The sequence below is a fragment of the Candidatus Odyssella thessalonicensis L13 genome (assembly GCF_000190415.1).
GTDB lineage: Bacteria > Pseudomonadota > Alphaproteobacteria > Paracaedibacterales > Paracaedibacteraceae > Paracaedibacter > Paracaedibacter thessalonicensis.
This window is the reverse complement of record NZ_AEWF01000001.1, coordinates 15,555-31,684: the sequence shown is the minus strand read 5'-3', so window position 1 is coordinate 31,684 and position 16,130 is coordinate 15,555. Positions and strand designations below refer to the sequence as shown.

The 16,130-nt window shown below is 43.4% G+C and carries 11 protein-coding genes; 4 read left to right on the top strand and 7 right to left on the bottom strand.

The genetic code is table 11. From position 1 onward, the window contains the following. Window positions 1–8: 8 nt before the first annotated feature. Window positions 9–884, bottom strand: a complete 876-nt coding sequence (folP, locus tag HMO_RS0100170) for a dihydropteroate synthase (RefSeq protein ID WP_010297005.1) — start codon at window positions 882–884, stop codon at window positions 9–11. 61 nt (window positions 885–945) lie between these two features. Here folP and HMO_RS0100165 point away from each other — a divergent pair, with 61 nt between their 5' ends. Further along, window positions 946–2,103: a phosphoglycerate kinase gene (locus HMO_RS0100165; RefSeq protein ID WP_010297002.1), complete on the top strand. Its 1,158-nt coding sequence runs from the start codon at window positions 946–948 to the stop codon at window positions 2,101–2,103. A gap of 713 nt (window positions 2,104–2,816) precedes the next feature. Here HMO_RS0100165 and HMO_RS0100150 read toward each other — a convergent pair. Continuing rightward, window positions 2,817–3,182: a DUF4280 domain-containing protein gene (locus HMO_RS0100150; protein ID WP_010296990.1), complete on the bottom strand. Its 366-nt coding sequence runs from the start codon at window positions 3,180–3,182 to the stop codon at window positions 2,817–2,819. Window positions 3,183–3,422: 240 nt separating this feature from the next. Here HMO_RS0100150 and HMO_RS0100145 point away from each other — a divergent pair, with 240 nt between their 5' ends. Continuing rightward, complete coding sequence (locus tag HMO_RS0100145; RefSeq protein WP_010296989.1) at window positions 3,423–4,337, top strand: hypothetical protein; 915 nt, start codon at window positions 3,423–3,425, stop codon at window positions 4,335–4,337. A 216-nt stretch (window positions 4,338–4,553) separates the two neighbouring features. Here HMO_RS0100145 and HMO_RS16345 read toward each other — a convergent pair whose 3' ends face one another. The 4 genes from HMO_RS16345 to HMO_RS0100125 form a co-directional block, all read right to left on the bottom strand. After that, window positions 4,554–6,725: a type II toxin-antitoxin system RelE/ParE family toxin gene (locus tag HMO_RS16345; RefSeq protein WP_010296987.1), complete on the bottom strand. Its 2,172-nt coding sequence runs from the start codon at window positions 6,723–6,725 to the stop codon at window positions 4,554–4,556. Between the two features lie 416 nt (window positions 6,726–7,141). Next, the gene (gene lon / locus HMO_RS0100135; RefSeq protein ID WP_010296983.1) at window positions 7,142–9,529 is read right to left on the bottom strand and encodes an endopeptidase La; all 2,388 of its coding nucleotides are present in this window, start codon (window positions 9,527–9,529) and stop codon (window positions 7,142–7,144) included. 21 nt (window positions 9,530–9,550) lie between these two features. After that, on the bottom strand, window positions 9,551–10,819 hold the full coding sequence (gene clpX, locus HMO_RS0100130) for an ATP-dependent Clp protease ATP-binding subunit ClpX (RefSeq protein WP_029448020.1): 1,269 nt from the start codon (window positions 10,817–10,819) through the stop codon (window positions 9,551–9,553). A gap of 501 nt (window positions 10,820–11,320) precedes the next feature. Next, window positions 11,321–11,956, bottom strand: coding sequence for a hypothetical protein (locus HMO_RS0100125; protein WP_139016786.1), 636 nt, complete (start codon window positions 11,954–11,956; stop codon window positions 11,321–11,323). A gap of 260 nt (window positions 11,957–12,216) precedes the next feature. Here HMO_RS0100125 and tkt point away from each other — a divergent pair, with 260 nt between their 5' ends. Both tkt and gap read left to right on the top strand, forming a co-directional pair. Continuing rightward, window positions 12,217–14,214: a transketolase gene (gene tkt / locus HMO_RS0100120; protein WP_010296975.1), complete on the top strand. Its 1,998-nt coding sequence runs from the start codon at window positions 12,217–12,219 to the stop codon at window positions 14,212–14,214. Between the two features lie 14 nt (window positions 14,215–14,228). Continuing rightward, window positions 14,229–15,236, top strand: a complete 1,008-nt coding sequence (gap, locus tag HMO_RS0100115; RefSeq protein WP_010296973.1) for a type I glyceraldehyde-3-phosphate dehydrogenase — start codon at window positions 14,229–14,231, stop codon at window positions 15,234–15,236. 165 nt (window positions 15,237–15,401) lie between these two features. Here gap and HMO_RS0100110 read toward each other — a convergent pair whose 3' ends face one another. Continuing rightward, entirely contained in the window at window positions 15,402–15,893 is a 492-nt protein-coding gene (locus HMO_RS0100110) for a hypothetical protein (protein ID WP_010296970.1), read from the bottom strand. Between the last annotated feature and the right edge of the window lie 237 nt (window positions 15,894–16,130).

Below are 16,130 nucleotides of genomic sequence, written 5' to 3'. Positions count from 1 at the left end.
GGCTTTTCCTACGAAGCCATGCGGATAGCATCGACAACTTTCATCGCGTGCACTGTCTCTGCCACATCATGGACCCGAACAATTTGCGCCCCTTTCATAACCCCGATGGTAGCAGCAGCTATACTGCCAGCCATACGCTTTTCCACAGGATCACCGGTAGCATAACCGATAAATGATTTCCGCGACACCCCAAGTAAGACCGGATAACCTAGGCTACGAATGCGGTCAAGCTGAGAAATGAGCAGCAAGTTCTGTTCAGGGGTTTTTGCAAAGCCAATCCCTGGATCCAAAATAATATGGTGACGCGTTAGCCCATGGCTAATAGCATGTATGGCCATCCGATCCAAATCGCTCGCGACTTCAACATCAATTGAACGCCCGCTCCTATTCAATGGATCAAGAGCGTCAAACTGACAGACCGATTCCGCGGCTTGCGAATGCATAATAATAACCGGTACATTGGCCTCTAAGGCGACACTAACCATCGCTGGATCCATCAATAAACCACTCACGTCATTAATTATTGCAGCCCCAGCAGCAATAGCGGCACGTGCCACCTCAGCTTTTGTGGTATCAATCGAAATGAGGATATCGGGAAATTTTTGATGGATCGCCGCCACGGCCGGAACAACTCTTGACAATTCTTCCTCTAATGCCACCGCAACTGCCCCCGGGCGTGTGCTCTCACCACCGATATCGAGAATATCAGCTCCTTGGCCAATAAAGGTTTCTGCCTGCGCCACTGCCCTCTCGATGACATCCGCATGCTGCATTAGGCCATCACCAGAAAAGGAGTCGGGAGTGATATTGATGATTCCCATAACCCGGGTTGGGCCCGACAGGAGAGAAAGGCTAAATGATTCTAAGTTTTCTATTTTGGCCACTTTACGTCTTCTATGATTTTTGTTTAATCTAAGTTAAAACACTTAATTAGTTTTAAAAGTTATGTCATCATTTTTAACCTTAGATCACGTTAATGTCACCAGACAAAATGTAGTTGTTAGACTAGATTTAAACATTCCTGTTAAAAATCAGCACATTAGCGACGAAACCCGTATTGTTCGATCCTTAACAACTATCAAAGAGCTCCTCGATAAAGAAGCAAAGGTGATCATTTTATCCCATTTTGGACGCCCTAAAGGGCAAGCCAGCGCCGCGCTAAGCCTTGCGCCTGTTGCCCGTATTCTCAAACAACATCTCAGCTGTCCCGTCAGCTTTGCGGATAATTGTATCGGAGAGGCTGCCGCCTTTGCCATCAGACATACCCCCTATGGGGGCGTTGTGGTGCTAGAGAATCTACGCTTTCATGACGGTGAAGAAGAGAACAGCCCGGCCTTTGCGGAACACCTCGCCCGTCTGGGTGATTTATTTGTTAATGATGCTTTTTCTTGCTCTCATCGTGCCCATGCTTCAGTGGTTGGAATTGGCGATTACTTACCCGTCATTGCCGGCCGCGCTATGGAAGCTGAGCTGAGAGCGTTAGAATCGATTCTTACAACGCCTAAGCGTCCGGTAATGGCGATTGCCGGTGGATCCAAGGTGTCGACAAAGTTAGAATTATTAACAAATTTAATTTCAAAAGTTGACTATTTAGTTTTGGGTGGCGGAATGGCGAATACATTCCTTCTGGCCCAAGGTCAAGATATCGGCGAGTCGTTAGCGGAGCCCGATCTCGTTCCCCAGGCCCAAGCAATTATCAATAAAGCTAAAACCAACAATTGCACCCTTATTTTGCCAGAAGATTACGTTTGTCCTGAAGAGTCTTTTAAAATTATGGACATTGGCCCTCGCACCGTCACAAGAATTCAAGCGGCCATTGATGACTGTAAAACCATCGTCTGGAACGGACCTGTAGGGGTATTTGAAGTGCCTCCTTTTGATAAAGGATCTGTGGCACTAGCGCAGTATATAGCGACTAAGACGCAAACCAACGGATTGATTAGCGTTGCCGGCGGTGGTGATACTTTAGCCTGCTTAAACAAAGCCGGCGTCGGTGCTCAATTTACCTATACGTCGACGGCGGGTGGCGCTTTCCTAGAATGGTTAGAAGGTAAAACTCTAGCTGGCATCAGCATGCTGTTATCGGGAGGCAAAAGGTCATAATCTGTAGGAAAATCGCGAGTAGTCTTAATTAATCCCGCCAGTATGGCAATAATTAAGCTTAAATCCACCATGGGTTGCAGTTGAGTATTGAAATCAAGCAGCCCCCAGCTGTAGCCTCCATAAATTGCCAATGACAAGCAGGATAATATCGTCACGCTTGTCTTCAAAAATACCACTGCAGCTTTCATCCATGGTCGCATCTTAACCTTGCCTCTACTTTCTGTTGCGCACTCTAATTTTGATCGTTTGGAATTGACTTAAAGACTTAAGCTGCCAAAGATGCCCGAGAAATGCGATGGCTACACCTAATATGACCGCAAAGACTGTGTGGAGTATAATGGAGTAACTTCCCCCACCCTCATTGCCTATTGAGGGGAACAGAGCAAACAGCCCGACAATAATGATGAAAGCACCCATTCCTGAGACTAAAATAGGCAACGCGGCCTTGCGGAACCTTCTAAAGGGATTTCCCCATTGTGATTTAAAAAATTTCCTAGATTTACTGGGATCAATATAAAGCATCACAAAAATGTTTTATGTTTCCTATAGTTCTAGAATCTCAAATAAAGGTTAAAGAAGGTTTAAGGTAAAAACTAAAACTAGTCAGGGGGGATTAAGATGCACAATAAGAAGCCCCTGTCACCAACATAAATAAGCAGCTTTTTCAAGCTGACTAATAAACTATTAATAACTGGGATTATCTGGGACGATATCTACGTGCCGATGACAGTTGATTGTCCAGCAAAATCGACGCTAATGGTTCCCCCAAAAGCGCACGTTAAGATACATGTTGTGTCCACAGCAGGCATATTACGAACTAAGATGGCCGGTTTACCAGGCGCCCAGGGTCCCGTTATGGCGGGCGCACAAGAAGCGGGCGCCCCCGCATTAGCGATCACTGCGGGATTGCCGAGACTGCTACACATATTAAAACCAGGCACATTGGCAGGCGTAAAATCCATAATATTGGCCATCGGATTACCGCAGCCCGTCACTGCCGGGGGTGCGACAATTAAGTTACATGGCGACTGGCCATAATTACACCTTAATACCGCACTATTAACAAGCAGCTGAGTCATCTTATTTCATCCATCATTCTACCTATCTTATTTAAAGATTACTGCTTTTAAGCCTTGAAATACAAGGGTAACCTCACTCGATAGAATAAGGAAGACAATTAAAGAAGATCTGCTGAAGATTAGAAGAAGGTGTACAAATTGTACTTTCTTCTCCCTAGAGATAAGCTAGTTTTTATGATTAAATTGGACCAGTATAAGTTAAAAGATGCTTTCTCGCTGAGCTCTAAAGGAAATTAATTAATGGATAAGATTAAGGCCCCGGTTCTCAAGAATACTTTATTATTCTGGAAAGATGAATGGAAAAATTTATTGGTTCTCTGCGGCAAGCTCTTTGCCCTGATCTTCCTGCTTGATTTACCGAAATATTGGTTATTTCTAAACCTTTTTCAGGCCCCACCTCATGCTTTTCCAGAGCCTTTAGCACTTTTAGGTATGAATATAATAGAATTCATACGAATTATTTTACCAATCCTTCTTATGGCGAGGGCTGATACCTGTTTAATGCGGCATATTATTTTAAAAGAAGAGCTGAACACGAATTTATGGCAAGGATTTTCTCCTCCAGGGGTAGGAAAAATTATTAAGCTCAACATTCTCCGCTACTCACTTATTATAGCCTTGCCGTTGCTACTGTCCCTAATAATGACCTGCCTTCAACTTAAAGGTATAGTCCCTCTTTCAGCTGGAAAACAAATTGGGATTATTATGGCGAGGCCTTCCATTTTCTGGGTAGGCACAATACTTGTGATTATCGCTTTATATGCCTTCATAAGGTTATCCTATCTATTACCAGTATTAGCGGCCGACAAGCGTAAAGATGCGTATACAGAGTATTGGCGCTTAACCCAAGGTCATACAAAGTCAATTGTTTACTTATGGATTTTTGCTGCCTTAATAACAGTAGTCTTCTCCATAATAAGCTTCTTACTATGTTACAGTTCTGCAGCAATAGAATCTTTGCTTCCTAATAATTTGGTAGAAAGCAGTAATTCGATAGCTAATTACTCTAATGGCTTACAGTTGAGCGTAAGTTTTATGATAAGAATTATCATTATTGAGATAGGCCAGACTCTTGGTTTCAGCTTGAGCTATATCTTTCTCACAAGCGCGCTAGCATTCCTTTATAAGTTTAAGGAGGAAAAGCAAGCCTTATGAGAGTGTTTCCTTAAAGAGTGTTTTTTCACAATTAGTAAGAATTCATCAATACAGGCTATTATCTGAGAGGATTGAAGAGATAATTCCTTGAATAAGGGAGCGAGCCTCCCCTAATCGAAACATAAGCCTCAGAGCACTAAAATTGAGACACCTTGTCTTTAAAGGCTAAAAAAAACAGGTCGATATATGGCTTAATCTTAAGCAAGGGGCTGACAATCATAATGTTTTATAATGCTGGGTTATCTCTACGCCGTAGGCCCCTTCTCCGCTCATCCATTGAAAGCATAAACGGTAAACATCATTGATTCGCAAACTTAACTGTCCTTTACGCTCCCCTTTTAAGATTTCTAATTTGGTACCTGGTGTTAAAAGATATTTCAACTGATAGGTACTCTTGGCTTCATTCAGAGCTTGTAACATTTGGTGGACCGAGAAGGGCACCTCTCCACAGTCTCTGGTTAGCCAGACTTGCTTCGCCAATTTGCCTGAAAAAGATTTTATCGTTTTTAAAGCGGGAATTTGAGGGGCCCTGGTTGGCTGTAAGGGAGCTTGACTGCCTTTTAAATACTCTAAAGTTTTCAAATATTGCTGCTGCAGCTCAAAGCGTGCTTTTCTACGCTCTTCCTGTCTTAATAGCTTCTGCTGCTCCCATTCTGCTTTTTGATGCTCGACAATTTCTCTGATCTCTCTATCATTTATTCTTGCATCATTTTGAGATATAGTGGTCAGCCCCGGTAATTCCACCCCCTCTAAGCCTATGGTCTTTTTTCTCTTAATTTTGAAGTGCGAAGAAACAATCAAAGCTTCAGCTTGAAATCTAATTCTTAGTAATTTCAGCTCTCCTAACCTGACTCTAAGCAAAGCCATCTTAGTGCGGTAATCTTGCTGATCCTTAAGATTCTGTAAGCTTTGATATAATTCATGAGCCTCGTTAAAATAGGCATCAACTTTCTTAAATTTATCTTCAAGGTTATGTAGATTAATTAAGGATAGCTTATCCCAAAGCTTTTGGTATTCTTGCTCTAAGCCAGTAAAAATATTTTTTGCTTCCGCATATAGAAGATCAGCAAATGGAGCGAGATATCTTTGTTTCAGCGTTTGCAAATACTTCTCTTTCTTATTTGCCTTTATCCTGGCTTTAACATAGGCAAGCTCTTGCGCCAAAGTACTATTATTATCAGATGCCAACAGCTGCGAGATACTCTTATCATGCTTATCATTTATACGCGAAGTATTTAGGAGCAATTCAACTATTAAGATGTTATCTTCTTCGTTAAGAATATTCTGACCTTTCCAATGAGCCTCAGCTTTACAAAACTCCTCAAAGTATTTTAAGGAGGTTAGCCACTTACCCACTTTCGCGTCAGCAAGGGCAAGGTATATATTAAAAACTCCGTTTGCTTTATAAATGTTGGAATCTGCTTCCCTCAATACCTTGTTTGCAACATCTCTTGATAAATCATGCTTGCCTAACCTCCAATAGCAATGTGCCATAATTCTTAAAGCTTCATAATAAGTAATGGGGCTAGGCAAGTCGACTATCCTTTCGTCACTCATCACTAATCGAAGAAATTCAGAAATATAGTACAAAGCCTCATTATATCTCATCTTTTTAAAATTATAAGTCGCCAAATTTAAGACATCATTGATATACCAGAAGGGATGAGCGCGTCTTACCCGGGCCAAAGTTTTATAAAGCTCTGCTGCATAATCCCTCTGATTAGCTCTGTCTTCGGCTTCTATAAGAGACGGATTAACAATCTCAACTTCTAATATTTCTTTTATTGTTTTCTGAACTGAGTTAAACAGAGTATTTGAAATCACCATAAAAGTAAAGTTAGCATCTAGATCTCGCTCCCTTAGATGAAAAGATTTTTTTAGTTGGCGTACCGCTTTCTTGTAAAAATCGCGTGCCTGAATGTAATGCCTTGAAGCAACATATTCCTCAGCTTGATCAATGTAGTAACAATGCATAAGCGAAAGTCTTACATAAAGATTATCCGTGAGATGATAAACAATATCTTTATAGACTCCCTCTCTTGGAAGGTTCTCGGTAGGAAAAGAGAATGAGAAGTCTAATGCTATGCCTTTATAGGCTTTGATAATATCTAGACTGACATTATGGAGATAATCAAGCTTATCAATATTAAAGGTGAAATTTAAAATATTATTTTTGAATTTATCAATAACTTGAGGGGGTATTATAGAATGTAATAATTGCTGTTCTAAGCTATTTCTTAAAGCTTGATCCTGCTCTATAGCTTCTTGCTTCATATTCGTATCCATAATTTCTCTGACTTGGTCTATGGTAAGCCGTGTTGCTCCATAAGCGGAGTGGCTGGATGCTAGTATATACAAACAAAGAGGTATTATGGTTTTCTTGTTCATTTTTGTTTCCTTACTTGGACTTTATTAGTTTTCTATTTATTCTTTCCAGCCTTAGGATTAAAGCAGCTTTCAATTTTAGTCAACTCACTGAGAAGATTATCAATCTATCACTATCGACTGGCACCTGTCATAATAAATGCCATCAATGCAAAGATAATCTAGAGGTTAGATCGCTAATTTCCCCTCATTTCACTGCTCCGCTTATATCAATTAACTGGCAGCCATAAGAGAGATTCTATAAATGATAAAAGACAACAACACCAAAATAGTATTTATAGGCCTGATTACAAGGCATTATGATCTGATCCAAGAAATAGAGAGGAAATGAAAAGGTATATAATACTAAAATGCTCTGTTTTACTTTTTCACGAAAGACAGAGCATTTTGTAGACGATTAATAAGCCGAAAATGTCACTTTATTGCAGGTCAACAGAGGAGACCACGGTCATGGTATCTCTTTCTTTGAATTCGTGCGGCTGCAGTGGCGCTGTTAAGGCTATCTTCAAAACTTCATCAGCGGTTCGAGCAGGAATAATTTCTATTCCCGCCTTTACGTTTTGAGGAATATCATCCAAGTCTTTTTCATTATCGATAGGAATGATCACTTTTTTGATTCCACCTCGATGAGCTGCGAGCATTTTCTCTTTCAGGCCACCAATTTGTAAGACGCGGCCTCTTAAAGTGATTTCTCCTGTCATGGCCACCTCTTTACTGACGGGGATGCCAGTGAGAGCTGAAACAATGGAAGTACACATTGCCACGCCCGCTGAGGGACCATCTTTGGGAATAGCCCCTTCCGGTACGTGAATATGGATATCTCTTTTTTCAAAGATCTCAGGCGCGATGCCAAATCGTGCGGCTTGAGAGCGAATATAACTCACAGCAGCTTGGATGGATTCTTGCATCACATCACCAAGCTTACCGGTAATCATTGTCTTTCCTTTGCCCGGCACGACGACCGCTTCTATGGTTAGCAAATCGCCACCTACTTCTGTCCAGGCAAGGCCCGTGGTCGCGCCTACGGAGTCTTCTTCTTCCGCTTGACCATAATGGAATTTTGCTGGGCCAGCATACTTGCTCAAATTCTCGGCAGTGATATGGACGACCTTGACTTGATCAACCAGGATTTCCTTGATTGCCTTACGGGCAAGATTAGCCACTTCCCGCTCTAGGTTACGTACTCCCGATTCACGGGTATAGCGCCTAACCAAGCTACGCAGAACTTCCTCATCAATAACAAGCTCATTGTCCCGTAGCCCATGAACTTCTCGCTCTTTAGGAATGAGGTGTTGCTTTGCAATTTCTATCTTTTCATCTTCGGTATAACCGGGTAGACGAATAATTTCCATACGATCCAAAAGCGGCTGTGACATTTTTAATGTATTGGCCGTGGTCACAAACATCACATCTGAAAGATCATAATCCACTTCCAGATAATGATCATTAAAAGTGCTGTTTTGCTCAGGATCCAGAACTTCTAATAAGGCTGAGGCTGGATCACCGCGCCAATCAGATCCCATCTTGTCTATTTCATCCAAAAGAAAGAGGGGGTTACTGGTTCTAGCTTTGCGCATTCCCTGAATGACTTTACCAGGCATCGACCCAATATAAGTGCGACGATGGCCGCGAATTTCTGCCTCATCGCGGACACCGCCTAAAGCGACCCGCACAAAATGACGGCCCGTAGCCTGTGCAATCGACTTTCCAAGAGAAGTTTTACCAACACCGGGTGGGCCGACAAGACACAATATTTGACCGCGAACCTTACCGACACGAGCCTGAACGGCTAAGTATTCCAGAATGCGTTCTTTTACCTTATCAAGGCCAAAATGATCTCGATCCAAGATTTGCCGGGCCTCAATCAAATCCTTTTTAACGCGGCTGCGATTTTGCCATGGAATGTTCAGCATCCAATCGAGATAATTACGCACGACAGTAGCCTCAGCCGACATCGGATTCATAGACCGCAGCTTTTTTAGCTCTGCCGAACACTTCTCTCGCGCCTCTTTGCTGAGCTTAAGTTTGCGGATCTTAGTCTCAAATTCAGAAAGTTCATCTTTACCTTCTTCATTTTCCCCTAATTCCTTCTGAATAGCTTTCATTTGCTCATTCAGATAATAATCCCGCTGGGTTTTCTCCATCTGTTTCTTAACGCGATTGCGAATGCGCTTTTCCACTTGCATTACACTAATCTCGCCTTCGACCATGGCTAAAAGCTCTTCTAAGCGATCACCGACCCCGCCCATTTCTAAAAGCTTCTGCTTCTCAGAGATTTTTAAGGATAAATACGACGCAATAGTATCAGCTAGCTTAGCTGGGTCTTCGATCTGATTTATTGTCACCAGAACATCGGGTGGGATTTTGCGATTTAGCTTAATATATTGCTCAAACTGGGAAATCAGGCTACGGGTAATAGCTTCAACTTCCTCTTCCGAGCGATCATCTGAAAATTCTAAAGTTTCAGCATAAGCTTCAAAGTATTCCGGTTGATCCGTATACTGAATAATGCGGACCCGCCGCACGCCTTCAACTAAAACCTTAACTGTGCCGTCAGGCAATTTTAGTAACTGTAAAACAGTTCCTACTGTACCGATTGTATAAAGATCTGTCGTTGAAGGATCATCTAATGCGGGATTCTTCTGGGTTACCAGCAGAATTTGCTTATCTTGCCCACGCATAACATCTTCTAACGCACGGACAGATTTTTCACGCCCGACAAATAGAGGCACAATCATATGAGGAAAAACAACAATATCTCTCAAAGGAAGTACAGGATATTTCGTACCTTTCGTCATTCCCAGCATTCATTTACCTTCTAATATTTTTTAGTTATCTGACCCTGTCTTATCTGCCCGCTTTGGGGCAAGCATTTTTAAGGGTAATGCCCGACCGTCCACAACTTCTTTATTGATAACCACTTCTGCTACATCTTCATAGCTTGGTAGCTCAAACATTGTATCCAGGAGTATTCCCTCGAGAATTGACCTTAATCCACGTGCCCCTGTTTTACGGGCAATCGCCTTTTCAGCAACTGCTAACAGTGCATCATCAGTAAACGAGAGTTTGACCTCTTCCATATCAAATAGTCGCTGATATTGCTTAACAAGAGCATTCTTTGGCTTGGTTAATATTTCTACTAATACTTCAGCGCTGAGATCCGTCAACGTGGCAATAACGGGTAAGCGACCAATAAATTCGGGGATTAAACCAAACTTTAGAAGATCTTCTGGCTCTAAATCCTTAAGAATTTCTCCTGAAGTACGATCATCGGGGCCGCGAACATCGGCTCCAAACCCAATAGCCACCCCTTTACCCCGGCTAGCAATAATGCGCTCAATCCCCGCAAAAGCACCGCCACAGATGAACAAAATATTCGTGGTATCAACTTGCAGAAATTCTTGCTGAGGATGCTTTCTTCCGCCTTGAGGCGGCACTGAGGCAATCGTACCTTCCATAATCTTGAGTAAGGCTTGTTGCACGCCTTCACCTGATACATCGCGAGTAATGGATGGATTATCCGATTTACGAGAAATCTTGTCAACCTCATCAATGTAAACGATGCCGCGTTGGGCGCGATCGACATTATAATCTGCTGCCTGCAAAAGGCGTAGAATTATATTTTCAACATCTTCACCCACATAACCTGCTTCTGTTAAGGTCGTGGCATCTGCCATCGTAAAAGGAACATCAATAATACGCGCTAAAGTTTGCGCCAGCAAGGTCTTACCGCTTCCGGTCGGCCCCACTAATAAGATGTTCGATTTAGCTATTTCAATCTCAGCATTTTTGCCAGTGTTATTAAGGCGCTTATAATGGTTATGAACGGCTACGGATAAGACTTTCTTTGCCTGCTCTTGCCCGATCACATATTCATCCAAAACTTTACAAATTTCCATGGGTGATGGAACACCCTCTGCGTCCCGAGAAAACGTTGAGCGACTTTCCTCACGAATTATATCGGTACACAATTCTACGCATTCATCACAAATGAAAACAGTTGGTCCCGCAATGAGTTTACGTACCTCGTGCTGACTTTTACCGCAGAAAGAACAATACAGTGTATTTTTTACATCTGTTCCACCGGATTTACTCATGCTTGACTCCCAAAAATCTCTTGTACTCACTTACCTTTTAAAGAAAGAATCGTGACCACAAGTGCCCCTTTCAATTACCAGTATGTACTTAAAAACCTAAACAAACAGTTAAACTTAAAAACTTAACTGTTCTAATTAGGAAGAATATGAAGCTTTACTGTGCCAGAAAAACGTGAGTTTTCCAAGCCTTTTCAGCCACCCAGTTCGATATTATGTCCATACCTCTATGTTTACCAGTTTTAATTATTAGCTATTTTTTTTAATTCTTGGTAAATTTTTTCTCTTTTAGTTTCCTACATAATTGATCTTTATGAATTTGTCCATCTTTAAGCGAAGATTTTTATATCTCCCAACTCTTAGGTGATCTCGAAATAAAGCTTCAGCATTGCAGATTTTCTTTATAATTTTCTCAAAAAGATATCAAATTTAAAATTTATTTTTACCGTCCTGAGTTAAATTATCGCCACTACAAATCTAATGAGTCAGCTCTTCTAGATGCAGCTATTCACTTTCCTCGTTAGAGCTGCTGGAACTCTCTGTATCCGAGAAGTCAGTTTCACTGTCAGAACTGCCCGTATCGGAGGCGTGCGTGTCAATGTCCACCCTATCTGCAGGAGCTCCCCAGACAACTCTGTCGGTAAAATTAAAAAATCTCTTCACACCTTTATAACTTTTAACGGCAAATAGGGGAGTCAGCTGGATAGGCGGCAGAATAAATCCTTTCGCGGCATCTATAGCTGGGTGAGAGTAATGCCCGTCGAACAAACCGCCTTCTCCCCAATAATAGTACAGAGTCGCAACGGCAGGTGCACACGCTACCCCAACTATAGCCCCAGCGCTTGCCCCCGCTATGGCAGCAGGAACACCGAAAGCAGTAGTTAAAGCTTTTGTTTTTATTTTCCTAAGACGAGAAAGACCGAATTTTCTTCTTATGCGTGCTGGGGAATCTTCTGCTTGGTCCTCGGCGCTATAAGCCGACACCTGACTGGTCACAAACTGCAATCCTATATACCCCGGACGGAGATCCTCCCCTAGCGCTACCTTAGGATGTTGAGCTATCGGCGTATATTCCATGGCGCTGACAATCCCTCCCAGGGAAAGACAAGCGACAACTACTTTTTGACAAATTGTTAGCACTGATTCCTACTACTATTAGCGGTTTATTGTTATTATTACTCTCAGAAACGCTCATCATATTTACGCAAAACTTACCATGATGCCACTATAATTTGCGTTTCACTCTTTAACTTGCCTAATGATTAGCTCTACTGTTAGAAATCACCCTACAGGGTGCTTAAGGGATCCACTAATCCATCCTCTTCGTCTTATTGTGAATATCCGTTGACCCTTTCTGGCGGTTCACGGTACTCTAAGGCATAAAAATGAGGAGGACACTTGTGCAAACAGCCATACACCATCATGACCCCATCCCTTATCAGCATTTAGCTAATGCCATCCGCTTTTTAAGTGCTGACGCTGTGGAAGCCGCAAAATCGGGCCACCCAGGTATGCCGTTAGGAATGGCTGACGTTGCCACCATTCTCTTTCAGGACTTTTTAAAATATGACCCGTCGGCCCCTACTTGGTTAAACCGTGATCGATTTGTTTTAAGCGCTGGCCATGGGTCAATGTTATTATATGCCCTTCTCTATCTCACCGGCTATGAAGATATTACCCTTGAAGATTTGAAAAGCTTTCGTCAACTGAATGCCAAGACGGCTGGACATCCCGAATACGGATATGCAGCCGGTATTGAGACCACCACAGGCCCTTTAGGTCAAGGCATTAGTACTGCTGTTGGGATGGCCTTGGCAGAGCGGATGATGAACGCCCACTATCCGGAGCTTATTAATCACAAGACCTATGTCATTGCCAGCGATGGTGATCTGATGGAAGGAATTAGCCAGGAAGCTATTTCATTAGCGGGGCATTGGGGCCTTAAAAATCTTATTGTCCTGTATGATGATAACTCTATTTCCATTGATGGCGAGACCGACTTAGCTTTCACAGATAACACGCAAGCGCGCTTTGAGGCCTGCCATTGGCAAGTTCTCAGCATTGATGGCCATGATTTTAACGCCATTTCCCAGGCCCTGACCCAAGCCCAACAGGCTGATCGCCCCGTTCTAATTCGCTGTAAGACACGGATTGCGCAAGGGGCGCCAACCAAGGCAGGCACCTCCGCTAGCCATGGCTCGCCTTTGGGCTTAGAAGAAATAAAACAAATGCGCCAAGAGTTACAGTGGGATCTCCCCCCCTTTGAAGTGCCCCCTCCCGTCTTGCAAAGGTGGCGCCAAGCGGGGGAGAAACATCGGACAAATCGCAATAATTGGGAAACCTCCTTTCAGCACCACCCCCAGTCGCAAGAACTCTTACGCCGCCTTCAACGGCAGTTACCGTCTACAGTTCAGGAAGCAATCAGCTCGCTGATACAATCTTATGTGGAGGGTCTACCGTCTAAAGCCACCCGCCAGTTTTCTCAAGAGGTTTTAGAAAAGATTGCGGGTTTAATGCCAGAATTGATTGGCGGCTCAGCCGACTTAACCGGGTCGAATAACACTAAAGCTAAGTGTCAACAAGCCATTGACCGCAACAACTTTGCAGGCCACTACATTCATTACGGTGTGCGAGAACATGGCATGGCTGCCGTGATGAACGGACTGGCCTTATATGGAGGTCTGCGCCCCTATGCGGGAACTTTCCTCATCTTTAGTGACTATTTGCGCCCTGCTCTACGTTTATCGGCTTTGATGCATCAGCCGGTCATTTATGTCTTAACCCATGACTCGATTGGGTTGGGCGAAGATGGACCGACCCATCAACCCATCGAACACTTAGCCTCGCTGCGCGCCATTCCGAATGTCCAGGTATTTCGACCTGCCGATGGCGTGGAGACAGCTGAATGCTGGCAATTGGCGCTCCAGAGCACCGACTGCCCAAGTGTATTAGCGCTGACCCGTCAAAATGTTCGCCCGATTCGTCTAAAGAGTCTATCCGAGAATCAATCCGCTTATGGCGGATATATTGCCTGGCAGGCCTGTGAACAGCGCGATCTAACTCTGATTGCGACAGGTTCCGAAGTGGGCTTAGCCCTCACAGTTGCCGAAGTACTGCTAGAACAGCATGGCTTAAAGGCCACAGTGGTGTCGATGCCGTGCACTCAGCTATTTGATGCCCAAGCCAAAGAGTATCGCGAGCAGACCCTAGGAACTGCACCTCGGTTTGCCATTGAAGCGGCTTCTCCCTTTGGCTGGGAGCGATACGTTAGCAAATCTGAGCATATTTTTGGCATTGCCACCTTTGGCGCCTCAGCCCCTTATCAACAGCTGTACGATAAATTCGGCTTGACTGTCGAGCATATTGTACCCAAGATTTTAAATCTGCTTAATAATTAAAGGAGACAAAATTAATGACAATTCGTGTTGCAATAAATGGATTCGGCCGCATTGGCCGCATGATCCTGCGGGCCTTAGCCGAGAATAAAAGGTCCGAGTTTCAAGTGGTCGCCATTAATGACTTAGGATCTTTAGAGGCTAATGCTCACCTGTTTAAGTATGATTCCATCCATGGCCGTTTTCCAGGAACAGTGAACACGACAGTGGATACAATGGATGTAGGCTTAGGACCCATCAAAATTATCGCTGAAGCTAATCCGGCCAATCTGCCATGGAAAGAGTTAGGCATAGATATCGTTTTAGAGTGCAGTGGCCGCTTTACCGATAAAGATAAAGCAGCGCAGCACTTAGCAGCAGGCGCTAAAAAGGTAATCGTCTCTGCTCCGTCAAAGGGGGCGGACGCCACCATTGTGATGGGCGTCAATCATGAAACTCTAACAAAAGACCACCAAGTTATTTCTTGCGGTTCATGCACCACCAACTGTCTTGCGCCTGTGGCCAAAGTCTTAAATGATGAAATCGGTATTGAGATGGGCTACATGACCACCATCCATGCTTATACCGGCGATCAACGCTTGGTCGACACTCTGCATAGTGATATGCACCGTGCTCGTGCTGCTGCTATGTCCATGATCCCCTCCACCACAGGGGCCGCTAAAGCTTTAGGACTGGTTCTGCCTGAGCTCCAAGGTAAGCTGGATGGCTGTGCGGTCCGAGTCCCGACAGCTAACGTTTCCATGATTGACCTAACGTTCGTCGCTCGCCAAGCAACGACAGCGCAGCAGATCAATGATGTAATGGTGAAGGCTGCTGCAGGGGCTATGGGCAAAATCTTAGCCATTAATTCGGAACCTTTAGTCTCCATTGACTTTAACCATAGCCCTTATAGCTCTAACTTTGACACCACTCAAACTCAAGTGGTCGGTGACAAATTCTGTCGTGTGGTCTCTTGGTACGATAATGAGTGGGGATTCTCTAACCGCATGGGTGACTTAACCGCGCTTGTGGCCCGGTCTCTGTAATTCCCTCACCGCTTAAATATATAGGCTGAGCTCAGTATGGCTCAGCCTTTTCTCTGTTTAAGAGAAATAATGCATAAGCCCGGAGTCTAATTCGCAAGAGGAACTAATCGGCGGCAAAAATTGCTATTAGGGGCGTTTAATCTTATCTCAACCGCTCAGATTTATTTAATCCCCCCACGATCCTGCCAGATTTTCAGCAAGTAATTTAGTGGCCTTAATAAGTTCTTCTGGGGAAGGAAATTTTGCTCCTTCCAGGTCTTGTTCTTCTTTATTAGGGATATCCACACTTATCACTCCCCAAATCTCACATGCCCAATTATAATCGTCGTGGATGGCTGCTTGGATACCCGCTTCTGCTGCTTCCTCATACTTACCTAAACGCCATAGGGTATCTGCATATTTTCCATACAGAAACCACTCACCATTTTTAATACGGTTAAGCAACACTTCCGCGTCTTTTTGCCAATCTATTTCTCTGCCACTTATCGAAAGCGTACAATCTGCTTTTTTCGGTTGCTGAAAAGTCTGATAGTTTGTAGGGAACATTTCACCTTCTTTAGCACCGTTTAATGGAACGGCATTTACCTTTTCCATTGCTATAGAAGTCGAAAGAACAAGCATCAAGCTGAACAGAGATAATCTTTTTGTATTCTTCATTTTTTTCCTCCTTTGAGGATTCAAGAGTTGTCTTTTCATTCCTAACTATCATAAAGATCTCTGTTGGATATTTTATAATGCCATGCAGCTCAATTATGAAGCACTGCTAGAATGTCTTGCGGCTACCCTGCTTATCTCTCAAAGAAGATATTAGCCATATTCCTAGCACCGTAGCGAATGTTTCTGTATTTTCTCTAATTTAAGATGGACTTTTTTGTTAGTTGGACAGAAAATGCA